The 23,928-nt window shown below is 64.1% G+C and carries 21 protein-coding genes; 8 read left to right on the top strand and 13 right to left on the bottom strand.

What is annotated here, in order from left to right; all coding sequences use genetic code 11:
• Positions 1-422 precede the first annotated feature (422 nt).
• The 3 genes from HG800_RS23380 to HG800_RS23390 all read left to right on the top strand — a co-directional run bounded on the left by HG800_RS23380 (position 423) and on the right by HG800_RS23390 (position 5,806).
• Positions 423-1,907: a GspE/PulE family protein gene (locus tag HG800_RS23380; RefSeq protein ID WP_169980117.1), complete on the top strand. Its 1,485-nt coding sequence runs from the start codon at positions 423-425 to the stop codon at positions 1,905-1,907.
• A 165-nt stretch (positions 1,908-2,072) separates the two neighbouring features.
• Entirely contained in the window at positions 2,073-3,503 is a 1,431-nt protein-coding gene (gene purB, locus HG800_RS23385) for an adenylosuccinate lyase (protein ID WP_169980119.1), read from the top strand.
• Between the two features lie 1,325 nt (positions 3,504-4,828).
• Positions 4,829-5,806 (top strand): restriction endonuclease, encoded by a 978-nt coding sequence (locus HG800_RS23390; RefSeq protein WP_169980121.1) that lies wholly within the window; start codon positions 4,829-4,831, stop codon positions 5,804-5,806.
• A gap of 193 nt (positions 5,807-5,999) precedes the next feature.
• Here the strand turns inward: HG800_RS23390 and HG800_RS23395 are convergent, their stop codons facing one another.
• The gene (locus HG800_RS23395) at positions 6,000-6,557 is read right to left on the bottom strand and encodes a DUF1731 domain-containing protein (protein ID WP_169980123.1); all 558 of its coding nucleotides are present in this window, start codon (positions 6,555-6,557) and stop codon (positions 6,000-6,002) included.
• 575 nt (positions 6,558-7,132) lie between these two features.
• Here HG800_RS23395 and HG800_RS23400 point away from each other — a divergent pair.
• From HG800_RS23400 to HG800_RS23415, 4 genes are all read left to right on the top strand, one after another.
• Complete coding sequence (locus HG800_RS23400; RefSeq protein ID WP_169980125.1) at positions 7,133-7,708, top strand: J domain-containing protein; 576 nt, start codon at positions 7,133-7,135, stop codon at positions 7,706-7,708.
• A gap of 367 nt (positions 7,709-8,075) precedes the next feature.
• Positions 8,076-8,339, top strand: coding sequence for a hypothetical protein (locus tag HG800_RS23405; RefSeq protein ID WP_169980127.1), 264 nt, complete (start codon positions 8,076-8,078; stop codon positions 8,337-8,339).
• Positions 8,340-8,961: 622 nt separating this feature from the next.
• A complete protein-coding gene (locus HG800_RS23410) occupies positions 8,962-10,650 on the top strand; it encodes a porin (protein WP_169980129.1) in 1,689 nt (562 codons plus the stop codon).
• A 474-nt stretch (positions 10,651-11,124) separates the two neighbouring features.
• Positions 11,125-11,517 carry an ester cyclase gene (locus tag HG800_RS23415; protein WP_169980131.1) on the top strand — a complete coding sequence of 131 codons (393 nt, stop codon included), beginning with the start codon at positions 11,125-11,127 and terminating at the stop codon, positions 11,515-11,517.
• A 137-nt stretch (positions 11,518-11,654) separates the two neighbouring features.
• On the opposite strand, the gene HG800_RS23420 is transcribed toward HG800_RS23415, so the two are convergent.
• Together HG800_RS23420 and HG800_RS23425 are read right to left on the bottom strand one after the other, a co-directional pair.
• Positions 11,655-12,026: a DUF2784 domain-containing protein gene (locus HG800_RS23420; protein ID WP_169980133.1), complete on the bottom strand. Its 372-nt coding sequence runs from the start codon at positions 12,024-12,026 to the stop codon at positions 11,655-11,657.
• Between the two features lie 125 nt (positions 12,027-12,151).
• Positions 12,152-12,670: a cysteine hydrolase family protein gene (locus HG800_RS23425; protein ID WP_169980264.1), complete on the bottom strand. Its 519-nt coding sequence runs from the start codon at positions 12,668-12,670 to the stop codon at positions 12,152-12,154.
• Between the two features lie 368 nt (positions 12,671-13,038).
• On the opposite strand from HG800_RS23425, the gene HG800_RS23430 reads away from it, so the two are divergent.
• Positions 13,039-13,560: a fasciclin domain-containing protein gene (locus HG800_RS23430; RefSeq protein WP_169980135.1), complete on the top strand. Its 522-nt coding sequence runs from the start codon at positions 13,039-13,041 to the stop codon at positions 13,558-13,560.
• 112 nt (positions 13,561-13,672) lie between these two features.
• On the opposite strand, the gene HG800_RS23435 is transcribed toward HG800_RS23430, so the two are convergent.
• The 10 genes from HG800_RS23435 to HG800_RS23480 form a co-directional block, all read right to left on the bottom strand.
• On the bottom strand, positions 13,673-15,076 hold the full coding sequence (locus HG800_RS23435; protein WP_169980137.1) for a sulfatase-like hydrolase/transferase: 1,404 nt from the start codon (positions 15,074-15,076) through the stop codon (positions 13,673-13,675).
• Positions 15,077-15,198: 122 nt separating this feature from the next.
• Positions 15,199-15,426, bottom strand: coding sequence for a hypothetical protein (locus HG800_RS23440; RefSeq protein ID WP_169980139.1), 228 nt, complete (start codon positions 15,424-15,426; stop codon positions 15,199-15,201).
• Positions 15,423-15,719 carry a DUF4258 domain-containing protein gene (locus HG800_RS23445; protein WP_169980141.1) on the bottom strand — a complete coding sequence of 99 codons (297 nt, stop codon included), beginning with the start codon at positions 15,717-15,719 and terminating at the stop codon, positions 15,423-15,425. The genes HG800_RS23440 and HG800_RS23445 overlap by 4 nt, the downstream gene beginning before the upstream one ends.
• A 46-nt stretch (positions 15,720-15,765) precedes the next feature.
• Positions 15,766-17,133, bottom strand: a complete 1,368-nt coding sequence (locus HG800_RS23450) for a DUF1501 domain-containing protein (RefSeq protein WP_169980143.1) — start codon at positions 17,131-17,133, stop codon at positions 15,766-15,768.
• A complete protein-coding gene (locus HG800_RS23455; RefSeq protein WP_169980145.1) occupies positions 17,134-17,670 on the bottom strand; it encodes a hypothetical protein in 537 nt (178 codons plus the stop codon).
• Positions 17,671-17,853: 183 nt separating this feature from the next.
• Complete coding sequence (locus HG800_RS23460; protein WP_169980147.1) at positions 17,854-18,345, bottom strand: peroxiredoxin; 492 nt, start codon at positions 18,343-18,345, stop codon at positions 17,854-17,856.
• A 45-nt stretch (positions 18,346-18,390) separates the two neighbouring features.
• Entirely contained in the window at positions 18,391-19,773 is a 1,383-nt protein-coding gene (locus tag HG800_RS23465) for a hypothetical protein (protein WP_206352419.1), read from the bottom strand.
• Positions 19,774-19,915: 142 nt separating this feature from the next.
• The gene (locus tag HG800_RS23470; RefSeq protein ID WP_169980149.1) at positions 19,916-21,133 is read right to left on the bottom strand and encodes a hypothetical protein; all 1,218 of its coding nucleotides are present in this window, start codon (positions 21,131-21,133) and stop codon (positions 19,916-19,918) included.
• Between the two features lie 304 nt (positions 21,134-21,437).
• Complete coding sequence (locus tag HG800_RS23475; protein ID WP_169980151.1) at positions 21,438-21,707, bottom strand: hypothetical protein; 270 nt, start codon at positions 21,705-21,707, stop codon at positions 21,438-21,440.
• Positions 21,708-21,888: 181 nt separating this feature from the next.
• Positions 21,889-23,802: a cation:proton antiporter gene (locus HG800_RS23480; RefSeq protein ID WP_169980153.1), complete on the bottom strand. Its 1,914-nt coding sequence runs from the start codon at positions 23,800-23,802 to the stop codon at positions 21,889-21,891.
• Positions 23,803-23,928 lie beyond the last annotated feature (126 nt).

Genomic DNA, 23,928 nt, shown 5'->3' on the forward strand with positions numbered 1-23,928 from the left:
GTTGAGCGCGGGTCAATCAGGTGTTCGTCGCGGGTCATGGCGATGATGCGGGACGACATCGTCGACTGAGGACGGGGCGGTGAATGCTCCGGAACGAGGCGGAGGCTGACCATTCGGATCGACGGCCGAGACCAGGAAAACCGTAGGAATTGGGCTGGTTGTTGGTTTCATTCCGATCTCTTGCGCATTTAGAATTGTCGAAAGCAAGTCGAGCACGACGCACGTTGGGTGATCAGCCTGATTGCGTCGGCGTCCCCCAGGCGGGTTCCCGAAGATCAAAGCCGGTGGGGGGAACGAGCCGATCTTGAACGAGTCGGAGCGGTCGAGCGCGGTTCTGCCTGGCATCGAGTGGCCTTCGGACCGTGGGGAGTCTTCTCGGTCGATCGGCTTGATGAGTCCAGAAGCGAGTGGAGGCACGTGAGATGGCCGACAACGTGGCGACGGGGTCCAGGCCGGAACTCGACGACGAGACACTCGCCCGGGTGCTTACGGAGGCTCAGGTCCTCTCGGCCGAGCGGTTGCTGGTCGCCCAGCGGCACGCTCAGGAGCAAGAGATTGCCTTGCTGAAAGCGATCCAGGAACTGCAGATGCTCTCGCCCGAAGAACTGGATCAGGCGGTTGCCGAGCATGAGTCCCGGCAAGACGACTCCGGATCGTTGCCGCCGGTGGCCAGGCCGCCGGCGACGCCCGCGGTCGACAGCGAGCGCTCCGAGCGCGATCTGAGGGCCGAGCTGCACGCGATCGCCGAGACGGCCGTGCCCTCCGACCTGATCGAGCAGGTTATGATCCGGGCCATCAAGGCCCGATCGACCGACATCCATCTCGACCCTCAGGAAGACCGTTACCTCGTTCGATTCCGGATCGACGGCCAGTTGCACCCGATGGTCGGGCTCGACGCCGAGATCGGCCAGGCGGTGGTTCGAGGGGTCAAGATCCTCTCGGACATGAATCTGGTGGAGTCGCGCCACCCGCAGGATGGGGCCTTGACGGTCAAGGATCAAGGCCGAGCCTATAACCTGCGGTCCTCGACCCTGCCGACGACCCGAGGCGAGAAGGTCGTGCTCCGGGTCCTCGAACCGCCCGATGTGCAGTTCGACCTGAACCGGCTGGGCCTGGAACCGCACCAGGCGGCTCGCATCTCGAACCTGCTGGCCCGGCCGTACGGCGCGGTGCTCGTCGGCGGTCCGGTCGGGGCGGGGAAGACGACCACTCTGTACAGCTGCCTGCACCGGGTCTCGCACCCGAACCGCAACGTCCTGACGATCGAAGACCCGGTCGAGTACCGCTTCAGCGGGGTCAACCAGGTGGAGATCAACACTCAGATCGGCCTCGGCTTCGCCCAGGGGTTGCGGGCGATCCTGCGGCAGGACCCCGACGTGTTGATGATCGGCGAGATCCGGGACGAGGAGACCGCCAGCATCGGCATTCGAGCGGCCCTGACCGGCGTGCTCGTCTTCAGCACGATTCACGCCTCGGACGCGGCCGGGACGATCGCCTCCCTGTTCAATTACGGGATTCCCGGCTACACTCTCTCGGGAGCCTTGCAGGGGGTGGTCAGTCAGCGGCTTGTGCGGGCGATCTGCCCGGAATGCCGGGTCGGCTACACACCCGACGCGACGGTCTTGAAGGCCTTGAAGCTCAACCCCGAGGAGCACCGCGACCTGACCCTCCATCGGGGCGAAGGCTGCCCAAGCTGCTTCCACACCGGGTATCATGGCCGGGTCGGCATCTTCGAGGTCCTGGAGGTCTCGGAGCTGATTCGGGAGCTGATCCTCACCCAGACGACCCGAGAGGTCATCAACCAGGTCGCCCGGGACGAAGGGATGAAGACCCTTCGCGAAGCTGCCATCTCCAAGGTCATCGAAGGGGTGACGACCGTCGAGGAGATGTACCGGGTGACGATCTGATCGGCCCCGTGTCTCCCCTTATATTGCCGACTCCCCCCTCGGCTGGACTGCCGGTCGGGGTCGGGTCATCATCGCCCGGCCCTCGACTCGACGGGTCCGTCGCCTTCGCCGCCCCGCTGGACCCGCCTCGTCTCATCCTCCCTCAATGCACAGAGCCTGCCCTTCATGGATCGTCATCAGACGTATGAAAACCCATTGATTTCCCGCTACGCGACGCGTCCGATGGCGGAGCTGTGGTCGTCGGACCGGAAGTTCTCGACCTGGCGGCGGCTCTGGGTGGCATTGGCGAGAGCTGAGCAAGGGCTCGGCCTGCCGATCAGCGACGCCCAGATCGCCGCGATGGAGGCGAAGGTCGACGCGATCGACTTCGACCTGGCCCGATCGTACGAGAAGAAACTCCGCCACGACGTGATGGCTCACGTCCACACCTTCGGCGACGCCGTGCCCGAGGCGAAGGGGATCATCCACCTGGGGGCCACCAGTTGTTACGTGACCGACAATACCGACGCGATCCTCTTGCGGGACGGCCTGGCGATGGTCCGCGACCGGCTCGTCGGGGCAATCGATGCCCTGGCCAGCTTCGCCGACCGCTGGAAGGATGAACCCTGTTTGGGGTACACCCACTATCAGCCGGCCCAGCTTGTGACTGTCGGCAAGCGGGCGACCTTGTGGTGCCAGGACCTGTTGATGGACCTGACCGAGGTCGAGCGGCGGATCGGCGACGTTCGGTTCCTGGGGGTCAAGGGGACGACCGGCACGCAGGCGAGCTTCCTTGACCTGTTCGACGGCGATCATGCAAAGGTCGAGGAGCTGGACCGCCGGGTGGCCGCCGCGTTCGGGTTCAAGGGGTCGTTCCCGGTCACGGGGCAGACGTACCCGAGGAAGCTCGACTCGCTGGTCGTCTCGGCCCTGGTCGCCCTGGCCGAGAGTGCCCATCGGTTCGGCAACGACCTGCGGCTCTTGGCCCACGAGAAGGAGCTTGAGGAGCCGTTCGAGGCGAACCAGATCGGCTCGTCGGCGATGGCCTACAAGCGGAACCCGATGCGGGCCGAGCGGATGTGCTCGATCGCCCGCTTCCTGATGGCCCAGCAGGCCGCCGTCAGCCAGACCGCCGCAACCCAGTGGCTGGAACGGACCCTGGACGATTCGGCCGTCCGGCGCATGACCCTGCCGCAGTCGTTCCTCGCGGCCGATGCCTTGCTGTCGCTCTACCTGAATGTCGTGCCCGGCTTGATCGTCCGGCCGAAGGTGGTGGCCCGGAACGTCGAGCGGGAGCTGCCGTTCATGGCGACCGAGGCCGTCCTGATGGCCGGCGTCCGCGCCGGGGGGGACCGGCAGGATCTCCACGAGCGGGTCCGGGTCCACTCGATCGCCGCGGCCGACGCCCTGAAGGACGGGGCCGAGCGGAACGACCTGATCGACCGGCTGAAGGCCGACCCCGCCTTCGCCGCGATCGACCTCGACGCCGCCCTGGACCCCCGCCGGTTCATCGGCCGGTGCCCGGAGCAGGTGACGGCCTTCCTGGCCTCGGAGGTCGCCCCGGTGCGCGATCGCTACCCGAACCTGCTGGGGCAGACCGACCAGGTCCACGTCTGAGCGGTGCGCCTTTGAGTGCGCCCCGTGGTGCGCCTTCGGTGCGCTGGCGGCTGGGGACGATCTCGCTGATCCTGCAACGGGTTGCGATTGTCGGCCCCGGTTCGTTTCGGGCACTGTCGCATTCGGGCTGTTGCACGCTGGGTCCGGGTTGACAGTTTTCGGCGCTGAACTTCGGCGTTGTCTCGACGTAACCGCTTGCAGTCCCAGGTGTTGGCTGCGCCGAAAAAGAGGCGAGGAACTGTCCAAACTGTCATCTCGGTCTCCCCGTCGATGCGACAGTGCCTTCGTTTCGGGAATTGTGATCGCCGGGCCTGGCTTTGTTTCGTCGTGCGTGCCAGGGCCGGGGAGGCGGCTCGATCGCAGTCTCCCCGTCGGCGTCCTCTCGGCGGAAAGTGCGCTCCTGGATTCGGTCTTGGTGCGCCTCGGGTGCGCTGCGCGTCGTTTGACGTTTGCTCCATCCTGAAACGAGGTTACACCGATTGCCCTCGGTTCGTTTCGGTGTTTCGTCCGCCAATCGAAGCGCCTTGGATCGGGGGACGGAGCCGTCTCCGACCAAGGAGATTCGACCGAACCAGTGCGCGGGCCGGTGCGCCCTTGGTGCGCCGGGGGGACAGGACGCTATCCCTGATCTTGAAAGGAGTTCTGTCGCTCCTGGGCCGTTCGTTTCGGGAATCGGCCTCTTTGCGATTCGCTTCGTTTCGCGCGACGCATCACGCGAGCCGACCGTGTCGCACCGCCTCCAGGGTTCCCGACGCGCGCGTTGGCAGGTGGAAGGAAAGGGGATGCCCATGTCGAGTTGCCAAAGAAACACAGGACGCCCAGGGCCCCCGATCCGACATCGAGGCCGGTCCAGGACACACGATCGGGCCGCGAGGAATCGGTTTCAACTGCTCCCTGTCTCTTGAAATCATCAGGAATTGAGGGCGGGAGAGTCACACAAACTCGCGAATTGGGAGAAATTCTCGCGAAACGTGATGCGTGAATGTACGACGCAGGGGTCCGGGTCGCTTCGTCAGAGTGGCGTGGGCCGGACGATCCTACGGACGACTCCGGACGCTTTGCCGAGTGTCCAACGGGGAGCGAAACGATCTCCTCCGCCACGCCGAATCCGGATGCCGACTCGTACGCGATTACAATTCGTGATTGTCCACAGTACTGTAAAAATTCGCTTGCAGGGTCCGAATTCTCTCGGGATGATCGGGAGATTCAGTGGAATTCTGTGGACGAATGGGCGTCTTTGGAATACAGAATTTAGTTCGTCTACAACACGTTAGGCGTTGCTAACCCTCTACATGTCGAAGCAAGGTAAGCCATACGAGCGGGTGGTGGCCACCGTTCTTGAGGCCTTTGACCAGCGTGCTAGTGTCACCCACGGAAGGTGGGTCATAGGTCCGGACGGTCGGCGCGAGATCGACGTATTGATTGAGGGAACCGTCGATGGCGTACCCGTGAAAGGTCTTGTCGAGTGCAAGGACTTCAACCCTCGAAGACCGGTCGGTATCGCATACGTGGACGCCCTAGACTCCAAGCGCCACGATCTGCGCGCGGACTTCACAATGCTTTGTAGCAACGCCGGTTTTACCGCAGACGCTGTTCGAAAGGCGAAGCGATTGGGAATTGCCTTAGCCGGCGTGATGAAGAAAGGAGACGCACGATTAAGATTCTCAGTCATTGACGAAATCTATATCCGCAAAGTGCAGCTACAGAGATTGTCAATTAGGCTCATGGGACCGGATCCCATTCACTTGGCTAACGTCCCCTTATACGACATCCTATGGAACGGCATGCCTGTAGCAAACTGGATTCACCATCGCATTATACTTTTGCTTGGCTTTAATCCGATTGTTGCGGGCACCTTTAGAGTCACACACAATCTCCTTGAGCCGCAAATTTTCACTTGGCCCGGCGGCGAAGCAACGGTGACAAACTTTGACTTCGCTTTCACCCTGGTAGGGGGGTGGTTCACGCAGCGAGTCGAGATTGACTCCACTGCGGCAATCTACGATTGGATTCGTCGGCGTGTACGCATGACGCCTGGTGACGGTCAGCTCGTTTATCGAAATGTTAATTTTGATGGGGGCACGCCTGTCATCCATCCCCCAGATATGGAGTTTCTGCGTGAGCGATTCTTAGAGGGCGAGACAGAGATGAAATTGCTGATACTCGAAAATTTAGATCGGCGAGAGCCTGTCCCCGATCTCGATGCTCACGTAGAGCCGGCTGATCTCGAACTGTTCATAGAGGGCCTCAAGGACGAGATCGATAATTCTTCGCTAGGTGGCTCGGACAACGCCCCGCGTTGAGGGTGTCCGATAATTCATTGACATAAGGGCTTGGACCTCCTTCGGGCCGGTTTGTCGTGGGGACGACAACCTCAACCGAAGAAGTTTCAAGCCCTTATGTCAATGAATTATCGGACACCCTCAGCGTGCCGCTGTCCAGGCCACCCGCGGGAGAGCGCAGATTGCCCTCCAGCCAGCCGTCCTCGATTAATTCTCATTCGCCTCCTGAGCCGGACGACCGAGATGCAGCAATGACCCGGACGAAGTCAGCTAGGTTGTTGGTCTCGGAGGCAGTCATGTCGGATCGGATCTTGACTTCCAGCACGACATTCCGTCTAACGGGAAAATAATAAACGTCCATGGAATCATCGAAGCTCGGCTCTGCAGTATCACCTCCCAATTTTTCAGCTTCCTTGTACTTCTCTTTGCGATCGAGGATTTCGTCAGGTGTGACCGAATTAACCCTTGCGAGTACTTCTTGGGCAATCTCCCGAGCGGAGTAGCTCCACTTCAACCGAGTCTGCTCAAGAGGCCGCCCACGCTGATAGCTCCCACAGCCAGCCTCGTCGAATACTTTGAGAGCGGACTCCAATTCCGGAAACTGAAATTGATAACCTCGGGCTGCCAGATCCGCCGTGAGGTTTCCAACCTTAGTTTCTCGATTTCTCGGATCTCGTTGCCGATCGGCCAAATAGTCGATAATCGCAGGAAATGCTCCTCCGTTCGAATACGAATGAACCAAGGGAGCCCATTTGAACTCTACGCTGGTCATAGCGGTCTCCAATCTAGACAATATAAGGTGTTCTTTTTCAGTCAGTCACTGCTAAGTTGCCGCAACAATTCTATTATCTCGATTGTAGCGACTTAGTCAAGAGCTATCTCTGTGTTAACAGAGAATAATCACGGGACGAAGCTGAGGGCTCCGGGCCAGGGCATTGGCCGCTCCCCCGCCTAACCGGCGGGGTGGCACTGGCGGGTGAAAGGTGCTGATGTCTGGGCGCCACTGGCTCTGCCAGTGCTCCGGTCCGGTCCGGCACTGGCAGAGCCAGTGGCACCCGGCGTGCTGCGGTTTGGGCTACTCGCGGGCCGAGGGGATCGCCGTCCCGCCGGGGCGTGCGACCCTGCCCGTTCCCGGACGGTCGAGCGGGCGACCGAGCCGGGAACTGCGACGATGTTGATTCCTGGCCACATGCCGCCCGGGGTGGAGGGGGGACGCGTAGGGAATGTGATGGGGGAATGACCGGATTCGCGACGACGGGGAGGCCTGGGGCTCCGGGCACCGATCCCCGCGGGTCGTGTCGTCGGGTGACGGATCTGGGCGACTCGTCATGAGGTGGTGGGGATCGAGTGGCCGATCGGGCGGATCGGATCGCGGGGGGGATGGCCATGGGCGGCATGACGAGCGAGCGGAGGAAATGGCTTCGATATGAGCCGAGGGAGCGCCGTGTGCACCTGGGATGGTGGCAGGGCGAGAGGTTTCGGACCACGACGGCCCGGCTGAGGGACGTGGGCCGGGGAGGGGCCACGGTGGAGGCCGACGGCTTGCTGCCGGAGGGGGTGTCGGCGTGGATCTGCTCGATCCTGGACGATGCGGGGGGCTGGATCGAGGCCGTGGTGCGCCCGGTCTTCCGACGCCCGAGGGGGCCGCACCGGTTCCGCCTGGTCTTCCGGGACACCTCGGCGGCCGAGGCCTTTCTGGAGGCGGTTACCCAGCGGTCGACGAGGCCGAACGACTTCCCCTGGACCGAGGCGATCGAGCTGCTGGGCCTGAATTGGCCCTGCTCGACGGACGAGGTGCGGCGGGCCTTCCACACGCTCGCCCTGCGCGACCATCCCGATCGGGGCGGAACCACTGAGCGCTTCGTCCGGCTCAAGGACGCCTACGCGACGGCGATGTCGCGGTGCCGTGACCTCGCCCGATGACCGGGGCCGAGGGCAAGGGCCTCGGCGGTCGCCCGCTGCCAGGGCTCACGGCGGAAATGTTCGTTCGTTTTGCAGAGTTTAAACGCTTACGAGTGTTGAAATTCGAATGCCACTCCCCCGAGTCTCGTTGCGTGCCTCCCTGGTCGGGATCGCTGTGGTCACCTTTGACCTATTCGGGGGGCTCGCCCTGTTGCCGGATTAACAAGGCTGCCGCCGATGCGTTGAAGATTATCATGCGAAATGGAACGCGTACGACGAAGACTACAAAGGCGTTTGGTGACGGAGTCGAATTCAAACTGCCCAACGGGCTGGTCGCGCGATTCAACGCGGTGACAAATGAGTTTAATGGCTTCTTGGGACGCGGACGATGAGCGATTACAAAACACTGATAGCGAGTACGCCGCTCGTCAGAGAGATCGAGAGTACGACTACGACTGGTGATATCGACTACGATGGCACCGCACTGGAAATCGCAGCCATTAATGGCGATGAGCTATTCCATGTGGTTGTCGACGAGAATGGCGAATCTCAATTCTTATTCTTTCGATCGGAGGGAAACTACCGAATCCCAGTGGCTGTCATGGAGCGAATCATCGAAGCTGCAAAACAGCACGTGCGAGTTACTGGATGATGGCCAAGAACTGTCTTCCGATTGGCTGGGTGGCCCGGCCAACGCCCCGCGCGGTCTGGGTCGCGAAGCGAGACGAAGCGTTCAGGAGAAGCCGGGCTTGAATGAGGGGCGAGGGTGCGTCTTCGGCCTCGTGCGGCTTCGCCGCCCGGACAGCGTGCCGCTGTCCGGGCCACCCGCGCGGGAGATAAGCCTTGCCTCACCGCCGGCAGGAGCCGCATGGGCCAGCCGACCCCTCGCCCGGGGTCCGCTGGCGCGGAACCCGGGGCACCCGGCGCGGCGGATGGGCTCGCTTGCTCGTCAACCGGGATGGCGAAGCCGCAAGAGGCTTGGGGGCGCCTCTTCGTGGCCTCTCGTCGCTCGGCGACCTCGGTTTGCGTTGGTCTGGGGACGAAGTCGATCGAGGAAGAGGTTCGACATTCTGACAGGAGGTTTTGGAGGCGTGCGAATCGCGTTGGGGAGTCGGCCCTGCGAAGGGGGCGATCGGGCTTGAGCGGTTTGCGGATCCGGGGTAAAGAGGGCGTCTTCACATTTCCTTCGCACGTCTGGGCCAGGCACCAACGGATTGGCATCGTTCGCGGAGCGGATGTCGATCGGTCGACGGACGGGGCCCGGACGGAGTCTTATGACGGATTTCCGAAGCAGGCGGAGACGACGCATCGCCGGGGTGATCGCCGCTGCGCTGCTGGCCTGGCCCGAGGGGGGGATCGGCCAGGAGCCGACGGTCGAGGAGCGTCTGCGCCGCCTGGAGGAGATGAATACGAGCCTGATGGAGCAGAATCGGCTGCTGCTGGAACGGCTCGATGCGCTCTCGACGAAGTACGACGAGGTGATGCGGGTGGTCGGGCCGAGCCTTGACCCCGCCGTTGAGCCGGCGCAGGAGCCGGGCTTGCCGCCGATCCCGGGCCCGAGCCCGATCGGCCCGATGGGGGAGCCGGCGACCCCCGTCACGCCGGAGGAGGTCCCCGAGGTAGGGGGGACGCCGGCCCTACCGATGCCCGCGCCGGCCGGGGTCGGCGGCGGGGCGTTCCGTGCCTATCAGACCGAGATTCTTGGCCCTCGAGGGGAGCCGGCCACCCAGACCGACGGCCGGGACGCGCCGATCGAGCCGCCCGAGGAGGGGGAGAAGTTTCCGCTGGATGCGTTTTACGACGAGGGGTTTGTCCTCGGTTCGGACGACGAGAAGGTTCCTTATCTGCTGAAGACGAACATCCGGATGCAGTTCCGGCATACGGGATTTCGCCGGTCTCGGCTGTTCTGGATCGACTCGGCCGGGATCGTGCGGCCGATCCGGAATCGCCAGGACTTTGAGATCGAGCGGGGTCGGCTGTCGTTCGAGGGGTTCTTCTATGATCCGGACTTGCAATATTATCTGAACCTCGATTTTGACACCGATGACCAGCACGTGGTGATCGCGCACGACTTCTGGATCAACTACCGGTTCAACCGGGCGCTGGATGTTTATATCGGCAAGGCATTCGTGCCGGGGAGCCGATCGTGGCTGGAGGGCTCGACGCGGACCCAGTTCGCTGACCGGCCGATGGCCACGACCTTCTTCCGGCCCGATCGGAGCGTGGGGATCTGGGCGCTCGGCGAGCCGGTGGAGAAGGTTTTCTACCGGGTGATGCTGGCCAACGGGTTCGACACGGCCGACCTGACGTTCGAGGAGATCAATGAGCAGCCGGCGTACTCCGGGTCGCTGTGGTCGGAGGTCATCGGCGACTTCGGGCGGGGCTTCTCGGATCTCGAATGGCACGAGCGGCTGGCCGTCCGGCTGGGCAACAGCCTGACCTATGCGCCCGGGTCGCCGGCCGCGATCTTCTTTCAGCCGGTCAGCGAGCAGAACTTCGTTCGACTGTCGGATGGCACGCCCTTGTTCGAGCCCGGTGCGCTTGCGCCGGGGGTGACGGTCAACGACTTCGACATCACGCTTTATGCGATCGACGCGGCCCTGAAGTATCGGGGCCTGAGCATCAACGCCGAGTACTACCTCCGCTGGCTCAACGACATCCAGGGGGATGGTCCGCTGCCGATCACCCGGCTGTTCGATCACGGCTACTACGTGCAGGGCGGGTATTTCGTGCTCCGGGAGCGGGTGGAGCTGATTGCGAGGCACTCGCAGGTCAACGGGCGATTCGGCAGCGGGGCGGAATACGCGCTCGGCATGAACTGGTTCATCAACCGCACGCACTACCTGAAATTCACGTTCGACGCGACCTGGCTCGACGCGATCCCCGCCCAGAACAGCGGGCCGAACTACCGGGCGGGGGATTCGGGGATTATGTTCCGCTCTCAGTTGCAACTGGCGTTCTGATCGGGCGATTGGCGCAGGCGGCTTGCCCTCGGATGCGGTCCGGGAGGCCTGGTGCCCTTCGGGGTTGAAGGCGGCGCATTCGCGGGCCGCCGAACCGCGGCGTCGGGCGGACCGTGCTCCTGGCGGTCATCCGGGCCAACTGCCGCTCGCTGGAATGGGGGGGGGCGCCGCGATGGCTGGTGTAATGCTTCAGGGTGTGGCTCGTCCCCGATCACACATCTCTCCCATCTGGTCTGTGCGTTGCGGACGCGACGCTGCCGACTCGACCTCCTCGAAGACGACCGTGTCGGTCTCATGTCGCTCTGCAATGTGAGGATAACTTGTTGATTTGTTTCATAGGAGTTTTCTTGGGATTTTGATTGCAAGCCTCGATCGTTTCGGCATGATCGGGTTGTAAGGTGGAATGATGTGGACGAATAGGTGTGTGTAAACACGGAAGATCGCCCGACTCCAACAGCTTGGGCGGAGGGGACCATGTCAGACGAAAACAAGGCCGTGGTCAGGCGCTTGATCGAAGCACGCAACGCCAACGATCTGGAGGCGTTCGTGGCGCTCTGTACCCCAGCCATTCAAGATTATGTGAGAGATGCCTTCTCCGACGTAAGTGTCGCGTTTCGCGACGTGCATGTCACCACGGAGGAGATGATTGCCGAGGGAGACAAGGTTGTAACGCTGTGGACCTTCAAGGGTACGCATCTCGGCGAATTCTGGGGCATCCCTGCCACGGGAAAATCGGTCAGTTGGACCGGGATCGATATCTACACCATCAAGGACGGGAGAATTACAACCCACGTGCGGAAGTCAGACATCCTCGGCCTACTCCAACAACTCGGCGCTGCATCATCCGGAGGAAAAGGCGGCGGGTGACTGGGTGACTCGACCAACGCCCCACGTTTTCCGGGTTGCGAAGCGACATGATGTATTCAGGGGAAGCCGGGCTTGAATGAGGGGCGAGGGTGCGGCTTCAGCTTCGTGCGGCTTCGCCACCCAGACCGCGGCATGGATCACGACGTGGAGCGTCGCCTTTGGTAGAAGACGTATCCATAAATCGCTGTATTGATGACGAGGACGCCGAGGCCCAGTATGACCTGGACGGTCGGGGTTAATGCGCCGGGATAGATGACGGGGAGAAGGTAGTGCTCGATGAAGCCGCCCTCGTAGCCGGCCTCGCCGCTGAGGCGTCGGAGGAATTTTTCGAGGGGGGTGAGTGGGCATCGCCAGTTCATGAACTCGATGAGGGCTCCCCAGGTGGCGACCAGAAGGTGGATCCAGGCGACCTTGGGCCAGCGGAGGACGAGCAGGCCGCCGAAGATCACAAGAAGAATGAAGGCGAGGTGCAGGACGAGGACGGCGTCGGCAAGGAAGCGGAAGATCATGATCCGGCCCTCGGTCCGGGAGAAGATGGCTCAAGGATGGGCGACTTGCTTTGGGGGTCGGATGCGGGTCCTGACCGGGGGAACCGGAGGGCGCGCCGAGGGGAGGGGATCAATCATGGGAAGCGTCAGCCTTCGAGCGCCTGGTCGGAGGGGACGAGGGGGAGCCGGTCGGAGAGGGCGGAGAGGGAGAGGGCGTGGATCATCTCGTCGACCGTGGTGCAGCAGTCGGGGAGGATGCGGACATGGTACTTCTCGGCGGCTTTGGAGAGGGCGGTGTGGGTGACGCAGTTGTGGGTCATCATGCCGCAGACGAGGAGGTCGGTGATGCCGAGCTGCTGGAGGGTGTCGTCGAGGGTGGTGTCGCGGAAGCTGTCGGCCGACTGCTTGACGACGATTGGGGCGTCGGGGGCGGCGGCCTGGATGCGGGGGTGAATCGCGGCCCCTTCAGTCCCCTCGCCAAAGAAAGGGGCCGAGGCGGCAGGGGTGACGACGTGCTGGACGAAGATGACCGGTATGCCGACCGATTTTGCCTTTGCAATCGCGTGCTCGATCGATTGGAGCGTCGCTTCTGGCTTCCAGAGGGGGAACTTGCCGCCAGGGAAGTAGTCGTTCTGAACGTCGATGACGAGTAATGCGGTTTTCATGGTGGGTGCCCTTGAAGGGCCTGACAGCGCCTGGTCTCTCGTGACCGTCTGGCCCGCCAGGCCATCGACCCAGCGTACCACACAACCCAGTCTCCCGGACATGACCCGACCCTGGTGGCGCGCCGGGGCGAGACGGATTGTCGGCGCGTGGGTGCCACCTTTGAGCGATGGGTAAATGCATGTTTCGATTGAATCAGTTATGTTGATTTGAGGCGACATTGCTTGCCAGAGGCGTTTTTGTGCCTATCTCAGTGGGAACCCGGTGATCGAAATGCTGCGAGGCGGAGTCTCGATGCACTCGGGTTTACCATTCATTTCGAGCTGGTTTATCACATTCCAGAATGATTGCATCAGGAGGTTGAGGTCTCATGCTCGCCCGATTCGTTGCTGCGCCGATGGCTCTTGCCGCGCTGTGTGTGTTCCCGATGGGATCTTTTGGACCGCAGGCCGAGGCGCAGGGACCGCCTGCTCCGAAGGGTCCGACGATCGTGGACATCGCCATTGCGGTGAACGAGGAGACAGGGGAATTTTCGACGCTCATCGCCGCTTTGGACGCGGCCGGACTGGTTGAGACGCTGGATGGGCGTCGACAGTTCACCGTGTTCGCTCCGACCGATGCGGCGTTCGAGAAGCTGGGGCTGAATGCTGGGAACATCGGCACGCTGCCGGTCGAGGCGCTGACCAACATCCTGCTGTACCATGTGTCGCCCGGCGAACGCTTCGCGGAGGACGTGGTTTCCTCGACGCGCATCCGGACGCTGAACAAGGGGTTCACCTTCCCGGCCGTGACCGCAGAAGGAGTGTTCATCAATCAAAGTAAAATTCTTGCGGTGGATATTGATGCGAGCAACGGCGTGATCCACGTCATCGATACGGTCTTACTTCCCTGAGTTGGGTCACGCTGAGTTGCGGAGCGGACCGGGTCGTCCGATGATCGTGCGATCCGCCGAAAGGCCCCCGTTGCGCCCGAGCATCGGGGGCTTTCTCGGTGTTGAGGCGAGGTCAGGGCCCGGCAGGCGAAGGATTTGCCGGTAGAGGACGGGGGCGGTCCATCTCGTCTTGCCAGGTGTCGAGCATCGAGGAGAGGTGGGCAACGCGGTTTGGGTTGGTAGCCGACAGGTTGTGCGATTCGGATGGGTCGGCGGCGAGGTGAAACAGGAGCGGGCGGCCGTCGTCGATCAGGAGCTTCCAGGGACCGAGGCGGGCAGCGGCGACGGACCCGTTGCGCCAGAAGAACGGGCGATCCGGGAGAGGTTCGCGGCGGAGGAGGAGCGGGGCGAGTGAGATGCCGTCGAGTGCGGGGGCGGCGATCGGTTCGAGGTGGGCGAGGTCGAGGAAGGTGGGCAGAAGGTCCATCGTCATCGCGGTCTCGGGAGTGACGCCGGGGGCAACCCGGCCGGGCCACCAGGCGATCGCAGGGACGCGGTGGCCGCCTTCGAACAGTTGGCCCTTCTGGCCGCGGAGGGGGCCGTTGTCGGAAATCTCGCCGTGGAAGCGATTGCCGTAGTGGCGATAGCCGCCGTTGTCTGAGGTGAAGATCACCAGGGTGGAGCGGTCGAGATTGAGGCGTTGCAACGTGGTGATGAGTTGGCCGACGCTGCGGTCGATCGCCTCGACCATCTCCCGGACCACAGGCCGGACGGCGCCGGGAGGGTGAGGGCCGAGCTTGCTGAGATCGCTGTAGTCGTGCCCCTGTTGGCGGTGCGCCGGCTCGTTGGGGCCTTGCCAGGGGAAGTGGATCGCCAGGTGAGAGACAAGCAGGAAAAACGGTTGGTCGCGATGCCGTTCGATAAAATCGATGCTGTCTCGCGTGATGAGATCAACACTGTAGCCTGGTTCGAGGGCCAGGGTTTCGCCGACCCACCAGTCGGGGTCGCCGGATCGGCTGAGGTGCGAATGATGGTCGCCGTCTCCGGTGAGCAGGCCGCGGAATTCGTCGAACCCTTGCCGGGTGGGGAGGAAGGGAGCCTGGTAGCCGAGGTGCCACTTGCCGAAGAGGCCCGAGACGTAGCCGGCAGGTTTCAGGGCCTCGGCGATGGTGAGTTCTTCGAGGGGGAGTCCGATGTCGTGGTCGCGGTCGGCGTCGAGCGCCCCTTCGAAGGCGCGGCCGAACCGGTTCTGGTAGCGTCCGGTGAGCAAGGCGGCCCGGGTGGCCGAACACATCGGGCCATTGGAATGAAAGTCGGTGAAGCGAAGCCCTTCGGCGGCGAGGCGGTCGATGTGAGGCGTTTGATTGGACCGGTTGCCGAAACAGCCGACGTCGGCGTAGCCGAGGTCGTCGATGAGGATGAGCAGGATGTTGGGAGGGCGGTGGGCGTCGGCAGCCTCCTGGGCCGAGGCGAAGGTGCCTTGCAAGAAAACGGCAGAGAAGAACGCGATTGGAATTACAGAAAAATTCGAAATCATGATTCTTCGAATTGTGATTGAGTCCGCTTCGCCTTTTCTTCCGGGCTCGCGTCGAGAGTGTCGAGCACACGAGGACCTGGAAGGGGGAAGGTGTGTCCTCGAAGGCTCGCCGTATAGCGTCGTTACGCGGACTCCACCGCAGCATAGACCTTGCCGTGCCTGGCGAGCCATGCGAGGTCGCCGCGTTCGGCGTGTTCATGAATGTCGCGGAGGAGTCGGACGGTTTCAGGCTCGTAGCAAGGTTCACTGGGGTCGTCGGCAGGAATGACCATTTCGACATCAACGGCAACGACGTACTTGTCTGTCTGAATGAAACGGGTCCGTGTGATCCGTTCTCCCGGAATCTTCATCTCGGGCCTCGGTCGAAGAAGTGAACGGTGACGAGCTTGGCAATTCCACTCGGGCGGAGGAGTGACCAAACGGCCTTGAACTCGGTGCCATCCGGCAATGCCTCGCGGACCTCGACGGTCGGGTGAGGTGTCGCGTTGGGGTGTTCGACGATCAACGAGCCGTCATCAAGGCCGGAGACGGCTTGCCATTCCAGGATACCTCGTTCTTCCAAACGTTCGGAAGCGTGGTTTCCCACGAGGTAACGGTCTTCCGCAACGAGGCGTCGAATGATTTCGAAGAGTTCCCCCTTCAATGATACCTCTCCGAGTTCAGAAGAACTCTGCTTTGCCCACCTGGGGTCAAATCAGTTCCCGGATGGGCTCGCCGTGGGGGAGGAGGGGGATGGGGCGGCCGGTGAAGTCGGGAAACTCGGTGTGGGGGGGGATGCCGAGGTGGTGGTAGAGGGTGGCGAGGAGGTCCTGGGGGGAGAGGGGGCGTTCGGTGGGGTACTCGCCTCGGGAGTTGGTGGAGCCGATGACCTGGCCGGTGTGCAGGCCGCCACCACTGAGCAGCGCGGACATGGCGTCGGGCCAGTGGTCGCGGCCGATGAGGCCGTCGGCGTGGGCGAGGCGGGGGGTGCGGCCGAACTCACCGCAGGCGACGATGAGGATTTTGCGGTCGAGGCCGCGGACGTAGACGTCTTCGATCAGGGCGGAAAGGGCCTGGTCCATGAAGGGGGAGCGATAGCGGGTGGCGTCGCCGAGATCCCATCGGGTTTGGACGTTGATGTGATCATCCCACGAGAAGTAGCGGTCGGAGAGGGTGGGGGCCAGCGCGTCGATGGTGATGACGGTGGAGCCGGCCTCGGCGAGGCGGCGGGCGAGCAGGCAGGCCTGGCCCCAGAGGTGGCGGCCGTAGCGGTCGCGGAGGCGGGGGTCCTCGCGGGAGAGGTCGAAGGCGGAGGCGACGCCGGGGTTAGTGAGCATCTGGAGCGCCGCCTCGCGGAACGGGTCGGCGTCGGCGTTGGGGCGGTCGTCGAGGCCGCGGCGGAAGCCGTCGAACTGGGTGAGGAGGCCGCGGCGGTCGTCGAGACGCTGGCCGTTGATCCCGCCGACGAGGGCGAGGGCAGGGGGGCGAAAGTCGGGGGCCGAGGGGTCGCCGGTGGCGAAGGCGGAGTGGGTGACGCCGAGGTAGGTCGGCCGAGTCATGAAGGGCTGGCGGGGGATGCCGACGTAGCGCGGGAGGCCATCGGGGCGAAGGCCGCGGACGTGGCTGGCGACCATGCCGAAGTCGGGGTGCTCGGACTTCGAGGTGGAGGTGGGGTCGGGGGGGCTCGGGGTCTTGCCGGTCAAGAGCTCGATGGAGCCGTCGTTATGGGCCGACATGGTGTGATGGAGCGATCGGACGATCGAAACCTTGTCGCCGAGCTTTGCCTGGAGCGGGAAGACCTCGCAGAAGTCCATGCCGGGGACGCTTGTGGCGATGGGGTTGAAGGGGCCGCGGTACTCGGCGGGAGCATCGGGCTTGGGGTCCCAGGTTTCGAACTGGCTGGGGCCGCCCCACATCCAGAAAAGGATGACGGAGGTGTCGGGATCGGAAAGGGGGCCGTTGTTCGCGGAGGATCGGGCGGCGAGCAGGTCGGAGAGGCCGAGGCCGCCCAGGGCGAGGGAGCCGAGACGGAGGAACTCGCGGCGACGCAGTGGGCCAGCGCAGGACGAGGCGAGCATTCAGATCCTCCCGTTCGTTGCGCAATGATGTTTGACAACGGTTGGAGGATCATACCGCCGAGGGGTCTGGCGGGGCAATGACCGGGTGGGGCATGGGGGACGGGGGATCAAGGCCGCCTCGGCTTCCTCGGCCGCTTCCTGGGCCAATCGCTCGTCTTCCTCAAGGCATTCCCAGCGATAGACGGTTCGAGTGCGGAAGTAGTTGAAGTGTCCCGAAGCTTCCAGGTCGCCGGTGCGTTCGAACTCGCGGTAGCAGCGGGCCATGCGGAAACAGTCGACGAACCAGTCGGGCGACATGCCTTCCATGTTGCAGCCCTGGCGGACCTCGCCGTCAAGCGTGTTGGGGCCTTCCATCGAGGCGATCAACTGGCCGGACGCGGCGGTGACGGTGACGAGGAGTTGGTCGGATCGGGTCGCCCGGCAGGAGATGGTCCACCCTCCCATCTCCTGGACGAGGAAGGTCACCTGAACGTTGGACCAACGCTTCGGCCAATAGTCGCGGATCAGTTTGAAGGCGTCGAGGAGCGTTCCGAGCATCGACCTTGGCCTCCGTGCCAACTGGAGCAATCGTGGCAAGTGTGAGCGCCATCGAGTGCACAAAGATCCGTGTGAGTATCGGTCGGGCGGTCGGGCGATCGACAGCGATTCTCCGAGAGATTACGGCGCCGGGCCAACTCTGAACACCGGAAGGAGTGGGTCGAGGCGGGGAGAGGCAGGGGATCAGGGGGGTGGAGCGGAACCGGAATCGTTGCGGAGGGAATGGAGGACATCGAGGGTTTCGGAGACATGCCGGGTCGGGCGGAACTGCGACGAAACGATGTGCCGAACGATTCCCTCGCGGTCGATCAGATACGTTACCCGGCCGGGGATCAGACCGAGGGTTTTCGGCACGCCGAAGCGATCACGAACCGCGCCTTCGGGATCGCTCAGGAGGAGATAGGGAAGTCGTAAGCGGTTAGTGAACCGTTGATGAGATTCGAGGGAGTCGGAGCTGATGCCGATAACCTCGGCTCCAGCCTGCTGGAAGACCTCGTAGGAGTCTCGAAACGAGCAGGCTTCGGCCGAGCATCCCGGGGTATCGTCCTTGGGGTAGAAGAACAGGACGACCTCTCGGCCTCGGAAATCGGAAAGCCGGGTTGTGGTTCCTGAGGTGGACGACAGCGAGAAATCCGGGGCCGGCTGGCCGACACGGACCGGAGAGGAGGCAGACATGCAAGGCTCCGAACGGGTTGCAATCGACGGACGAACGCGGAGTGTTCAATGATCGTCCTGCTGGAGCAGGCGGGCGATGGCGTCGAGGAGGACGATCTCGACGGTGGGGGCGACATTCGAGGCGCGGGGGCTGGCCTCGTAGCCCCCTTGGTAGTAGGCGGAGGCGGTGCAGATGTAGCCGGGGGCGTAGTCGCCGTAAGCGGCCATGCAGACGAAGAGGTCGGGACGCATGGCCTGGGCGGCAAGCTGGTACTCGACGAACAGCTCGCCGGGGAGGTGGAGCAGGCGAGTCGGGCCGAGGGTGAGGCAAGAGACGGGGATCGGGTCGTTGCCAGTGGTGCAGCGACGGAGCCAGACAAGGTCGACCGCGGCGGAGATGCGGGCGTTGGAGTTCGGGTCGGCCAGGGTGGCGGAGAGGGTTTCTTCGTCGAGGTGAGGGGCGGCGGGGAGGACGACGGGGACGACCTCCCAGGCGATCGAGGAGGAGGAGACGGGTGATCGGCGATTGGTTTCGGCGGCGGTGTCGAAGGCGCGTCGCATGGCGTCGGCGAGGCGGTCGGCGAGGACCTGGCGGTTCTCGGGGGCGCCGTCGTTGAACTTGCCGGCGCCAATGTTACCGCCGGCGCCGTCGAAGTGGATGTGAGGGATGCCGGTGGCAGCCTCTCGGGCCTGGCGGGCGAGGCCGGGGAAGTCGCAACTGGCCAGGCCGGTGCGGTAGTAGCTCTGGGGGTGGCAGGCGTAGTAGGAGAGGCAGGCGATCGGCTCGGCGCCGTCGAAGAAGGTGAGGAGCTTGAGGTTCGGGTCGATGATGCCTTCGGGCTCGGCGCGGAGGGCCTCGTCGCGGCAGGCGGTGTAGCGGGTGGCGCGGACTCGGCCATCGGGGCCGAGGATGCGGCGGTTCGAGGCGACCCCCTCGACCAGGGCGTCGGCCGAGCCGATGTGGGTGACGGTTCGGGCGTCGGCCTTGGCCTGGCGGGCGGCGTCGGCGGCTCGGGCGATGACGTCGCGGGCGAAGTCGAGGTCGAAGAAGGATTCGGAGGGGTCGACTCCGTGCTCGATCAGCAGCTCGGCTGCGGAGAAGTCGCAGCGGGGGGCGTCGTGCTGGTGCAAGGCGTGGACGGCGACGCGGTCGGGCGAGGTGCCGACGGCCCCGGCGATCGCCTCCTTGAAGGCGTCTTGGCCGCCGTTGCCGACGCCGATCCAGTCAATCGCCAGCAGGACGATCGGCTCGTCTTCGCCAAGCAGAACAATCCCCTTGCAGTGGAGCGGGTCCTGGACACCGTCGGTCGGGTCGTAGGCCATCGGGGTGCCGACGGGAGGGGAGGCGTCGACGTCGAACGTGCCCAGGCGGAGCGGTTCGTCGGCGATGGCGACCGCGGAGAATCCGGAGGCGGCGAGCAGGACCAGGGTGAGGAGGGGGCGGACCATCGGGAGGGCTCCGGGGCTCAGGGGGTGGAGAACCCATCGCCGACGCTCCAGAGGCGGAAGCCGTCCGCACCGCCCGTCCCGCCCAGCCCCGTTGCGCGGCGTCAGGCACGGGACGAAGTCACGCAATGGGGTTCGAAGGCCGTTACTCGGTGGTGGAAGCGGGCGAAGACAGCGAGCCGGGCTGAGACTCAACGACGGCGTGCGAGGTGACGAGCGGCTCGCTGGTGGTCGAGGATCGGGAGCCGTTGGCCTGAGCCGACGCTGGGGCCGATCGCGGAGGAACGACCGATTCGTCCTCCTGCTCCTCCTCGGACTCGGAGCGAGTCGAGGACAGGCCGATCGTGCCGAACAGGTAGGCCTGGGCCGCGAGCGAGCCGAACAGCGCGATCATGGCCATCGCGGTAATGCCCAGCCGGGCCAGCAAGTAACCTTCACTCCGCAACGGGCCGTAGGCGATGAGGATGATGCGGGGTTCGGGACCGCGAAGAAACGAGAGCGGGACCGAGCCGAGCAGGGTGGCCCCGCGTAAGAGCCCGGCGTTGTACACCCGGATCGCCTCGGTCGGTTCGTAGTCGGCAACCCGTTCATCCTGGACCACGAGCCCTCGTTCCACCTCGTGTCCCTCGGACAGGGGGAAGAGATCCAGGAGGACGGTGGTCAGCCCTTCCGACCCGTACAAGGCAGCGACCAAGGACGCCTCGGCCACGACAAAGACGAGCAACGGCAAGAGCAAGGCGCCGATCATCGCTCCGGGACGCTTCAAGGCGGTGCTGAGGGCCTGCTCGATCCCGAGCCGTCCCTCGGCATCGCGCACGACCAGGGCGAAGGCCACCACCGGCAAGAGGATTGCGAGGACGAGCAAGACCACCAGCGGCCAGGGGGCCGGTATGATCGGAGGGGCATACTGGGTTTGCCGGCTGCCGTCGAACAGCCAGATGGGGGTCACGAACGCGACGACGAGGAGGACGGCCAGGGTTAGCTTCGCCAGCCCTCCTCGCCAGCTTGACGGAGGAGAATCGACGCCGAACGCGGCCTGTTCGAGTCGGCCGACCTCCTCGATGCGGCGGAGGTAGACCATCGCGGCCCAGACGAGCAAGGCCAGGCCCAGCCAGCCGCCGACCACGGGAATGGCCATCATGACCACCACGGCGAGGGCGAGCAGGATGACCCCCGCGGCCGTCTCGGCCCATTCCTCCTTCATCGCGCTGCGCAGTCGAGAGATCGGCTTGGGGCCATCGGGCGATCGGTAACGGGGAACCTTCACCTCGGTCTTGCAATCCCAGCACTGGACGGTCGTTCGCTCGGGGCTTCGCTGGGCCCGGAGCGTCCGGCCGCAGGGGCATTTGACAAATGCAAACATGATGAGTGGCGCTCCGGGAGGCGGTCGTCGGCTCAGCTCGTGAGGTTCGGGCGCACCAAAAGACGTTGAGGTCTTGACAACGAATATCGGTCCCCTGCGCTCAATTCGCAAGGGCCGATCGACGGAAGTTATGGCCTGATGGAGCGATCTGCTTCATCCTGGTCTGCCGTTCACCCGTCGGAAACGGTCGAGCTTTGCCCGATCGCGGCGGTGGCTCCGCGCGTGCGAAAGGCCCAAGCCCCGAATAGATCGGGGCCGGGCCTTCGACACAACGGTCGCTCGCTGGGGGATGCGGAGAGGTCGATCAGTTGTCGACATTCTCCTCCAGCAGCTCACCCTCAGCCTTGATCACCTCGCCGGCGGCCTGAACGTCCTCGGCCTGTTCTTCCGCGATGTCTTCGGACTGCTCGGGGGTGACGTAGCCGTCAGCCATGGCGCCGCCGATGGCCTCGCCGGTTTCCTGACGCTCTTCGGCGAAGTCTTCCTGGGCCTCCTGCAGCTGGTCTTCGGGAGAGCAGCCGACGGTGAACAGACCCAGGCCAAGCAGGGCGACGAGCGATGCGAGCATTTTCATCGAATCAAGCTCCTGAACGATGGTGGTGCGAGTGTTTCGACACACCCTGAATGGTTGCTCATGCGACGTTGCAAGGCAGGGCGGTCGTGCCGGATACCTGGTGCAACTTGCGCGCCAAGAACCGACACGGCCACCCTTGGAAATGGGCTGCGCACCCGAGCGAAGAACGAAACACGAGCGATCATGATCCCTGAGGGCGGTCGGCGCGGGGGACAAGACCGATGACGGTTCGGGGGGCTCGGGCATCAGGGCGCGGGGTCGCGGTCACGGGAATCACGTCGCCACCGTCGTCGATGATCAGAAGAGGAACGGCTTTGGGGCCAAACTGTGCGGCGAACGCCTCTGACGGGTCGGCCCCGTCGAGGTCGAGGCGCTCGATGGTCGCACCGGCGTAGAAGAGGGCGTCGAGGTGGCGGAAGGTCATGCCGGACCCAAACAGGACCCGCCCGTGCAGTTCGAGGGCGACCGATCGGCCGGCCTCGTGGAGGTCGGCCGCATCGATCTGGGCAGCGAGCGGGACGGTCACGTCGGGCTCAGGGTCGGCATCGTGGTTCTTCGGCGACCGGGCCGCGCCGTGCGGTTCGGGGGTGAGCTGGAAGACGTTCTGGCGGCCAAACAGGCTGGTGAAGTGCAAGGCGGCCAGGCTGTTGACTTCCTCGTTGGGGGTGAGAGCGAGCAACCGGCCGATCCGTCCAGCGTCGATCCGCTCACGGACAAAGGGGGAGAGGATGCTGGCGTTGAGGGTCGGAATGCCTTCGTGGTCGGCCGAGTCGAGGCGGTCGGTTCGGGTATCGACGAGCAAGACCGGGATGTCTTCGGCCCGAATGACGCGGGCAATGGCCAGCCCCAAGGGGTTCGCCCCGGCAATGAGGTAACCAGTCCGACCGCCAGTCAGCCCGAGCCGACGCGCCAGCGGCACCGACGCCAGGCCATAGACCACCACCGTCCCGATAATAACCGTGAAGACGGCCGGGACCAGGCGATCGGCCCCTTCGATGCCCCCCTCTCGCAGCCGCAAGGCAAAGACCGAGGCCACGGCCGCGGCGACGATGCCGCGAGGAGCCATGCACATCAAGAACAGTCGATCGGCCCAGGCAAGCCCTGTGCCCACCGTCGAGGCCAGTACCGAAAGCGGCCGCGCGATCACAATCAGAACAACCGTGAACAGCACGCTCCGCAGACCGACCGCCGCGATCTGATCGGGAGACAACCGCGCGGCCAGCACCACGAACAAGACCGAGACGAGCAGAACAGTTAAACTTTCCTTGAACTCGGCGATGTGCCGGATCGAGACCGATCGTTGATTGGCGAGGACCACCCCGAGCACGGTGACGGTCAACAGGCCCGACTCCTCTCGGATCAGGTCTGAGAGGGTGAAGGTGGCCACCACGACCATCAAGGCGACGGGATTGTGCAGGTAGTCGGGCACCCAGTATCGTCCGAGGACCCAGGTCAAGGCCATTGCACCGGCCAGACCGATGACCAGGCCGACGATGGCTGTGAGCACCCCTCCCCAGATCAGGACCGAGAGCCCCGAACTCGGCCCGCCGGCCGTGCCGATCACCTCGAAGACGAGGACGGCCAGCACGGCGCCGATTGGGTCGATGACAATCCCTTCCCACATCAAGATCGGCCCGGAACCCCCCGACGGTCGCACATGCCGGAGCAAGGGGCCGATGACCGTGGGACCGGTCACGACGAGGATCGCCCCGAGCAGAATGGCCAGGGGCCAGGGAACGCCGATCAGATACCGACCGGCCACGGCGGCCACCAGCCAGGTGATGCCCGCGCCGATGCTCACGAGATTGCGGATCACCGCGCCTGAGGTTCGCAGGTCGGCCAGCTTGAGGGTCAGGCCCCCTTCAAAGAGGATCACCGCGACCGAGAGGGAGACAATCGGGGCGAGCGCATCGCCGAGCAGCTCGGCCGGATCGATCAGGCGGCCGAGTTCGAGCCATTCGGCCGCGGGTCCTGCCAGCAGCCCGGCGAGCAGGAGCAGGAGAATGGCCGGGAGGTTGAGTCGCCAGGCCGCCCACTGCGCCCCGATTCCCAGAACGACAATGGCGGCAAGTTGGATCAAGACATCTTCGTGCATCCCGGTTGATCCTCTGGGGCGCGTCGCGTTGCAATGGCGGACCGGAGGATCGTAGCGATCGGCGTGCCGGATCGGAAGCCAAAATCGGAGGAGGGACACAAGGAACAGGACGAATCTGGGGAGAAC

It is taken from the genome of Tautonia rosea, from assembly GCF_012958305.1.
GTDB classification, from domain to species: Bacteria; Planctomycetota; Planctomycetia; order Isosphaerales; family Isosphaeraceae; genus Tautonia; species Tautonia rosea.

Excerpts from the sequence above, each read along its gene's own strand:
- HG800_RS23380 (WP_169980117.1), top strand. The coding sequence starts at position 423 with ATGGCCGACAACGTGGCGACGGGGTCCAGGCCGGAACTCGACGACGAG.
- purB (WP_169980119.1), top strand. The coding sequence starts at position 2,073 with ATGGATCGTCATCAGACGTATGAAAACCCATTGATTTCCCGCTACGCG.
- HG800_RS23395 (WP_169980123.1), bottom strand. The coding sequence starts at position 6,557 with ATGACCAGCGTAGAGTTCAAATGGGCTCCCTTGGTTCATTCGTATTCG.
- HG800_RS23405 (WP_169980127.1), top strand. The coding sequence starts at position 8,076 with ATGAGCGATTACAAAACACTGATAGCGAGTACGCCGCTCGTCAGAGAG.
- HG800_RS23410 (WP_169980129.1), top strand. The coding sequence starts at position 8,962 with ATGACGGATTTCCGAAGCAGGCGGAGACGACGCATCGCCGGGGTGATC.
- HG800_RS23415 (WP_169980131.1), top strand. The coding sequence starts at position 11,125 with ATGTCAGACGAAAACAAGGCCGTGGTCAGGCGCTTGATCGAAGCACGC.
- HG800_RS23420 (WP_169980133.1), bottom strand. The coding sequence starts at position 12,026 with ATGATCTTCCGCTTCCTTGCCGACGCCGTCCTCGTCCTGCACCTCGCC.
- HG800_RS23425 (WP_169980264.1), bottom strand. The coding sequence starts at position 12,670 with ATGAAAACCGCATTACTCGTCATCGACGTTCAGAACGACTACTTCCCT.
- HG800_RS23430 (WP_169980135.1), top strand. The coding sequence starts at position 13,039 with ATGCTCGCCCGATTCGTTGCTGCGCCGATGGCTCTTGCCGCGCTGTGT.
- HG800_RS23435 (WP_169980137.1), bottom strand. The coding sequence starts at position 15,076 with ATGATTTCGAATTTTTCTGTAATTCCAATCGCGTTCTTCTCTGCCGTT.
- HG800_RS23440 (WP_169980139.1), bottom strand. The coding sequence starts at position 15,426 with ATGAAGATTCCGGGAGAACGGATCACACGGACCCGTTTCATTCAGACA.
- HG800_RS23450 (WP_169980143.1), bottom strand. The coding sequence starts at position 17,133 with ATGCTCGCCTCGTCCTGCGCTGGCCCACTGCGTCGCCGCGAGTTCCTC.
- HG800_RS23455 (WP_169980145.1), bottom strand. The coding sequence starts at position 17,670 with ATGCTCGGAACGCTCCTCGACGCCTTCAAACTGATCCGCGACTATTGG.
- HG800_RS23460 (WP_169980147.1), bottom strand. The coding sequence starts at position 18,345 with ATGTCTGCCTCCTCTCCGGTCCGTGTCGGCCAGCCGGCCCCGGATTTC.
- HG800_RS23465 (WP_206352419.1), bottom strand. The coding sequence starts at position 19,773 with ATGGTCCGCCCCCTCCTCACCCTGGTCCTGCTCGCCGCCTCCGGATTC.
- HG800_RS23470 (WP_169980149.1), bottom strand. The coding sequence starts at position 21,133 with ATGTTTGCATTTGTCAAATGCCCCTGCGGCCGGACGCTCCGGGCCCAG.
- HG800_RS23475 (WP_169980151.1), bottom strand. The coding sequence starts at position 21,707 with ATGAAAATGCTCGCATCGCTCGTCGCCCTGCTTGGCCTGGGTCTGTTC.
- HG800_RS23480 (WP_169980153.1), bottom strand. The coding sequence starts at position 23,802 with ATGCACGAAGATGTCTTGATCCAACTTGCCGCCATTGTCGTTCTGGGA.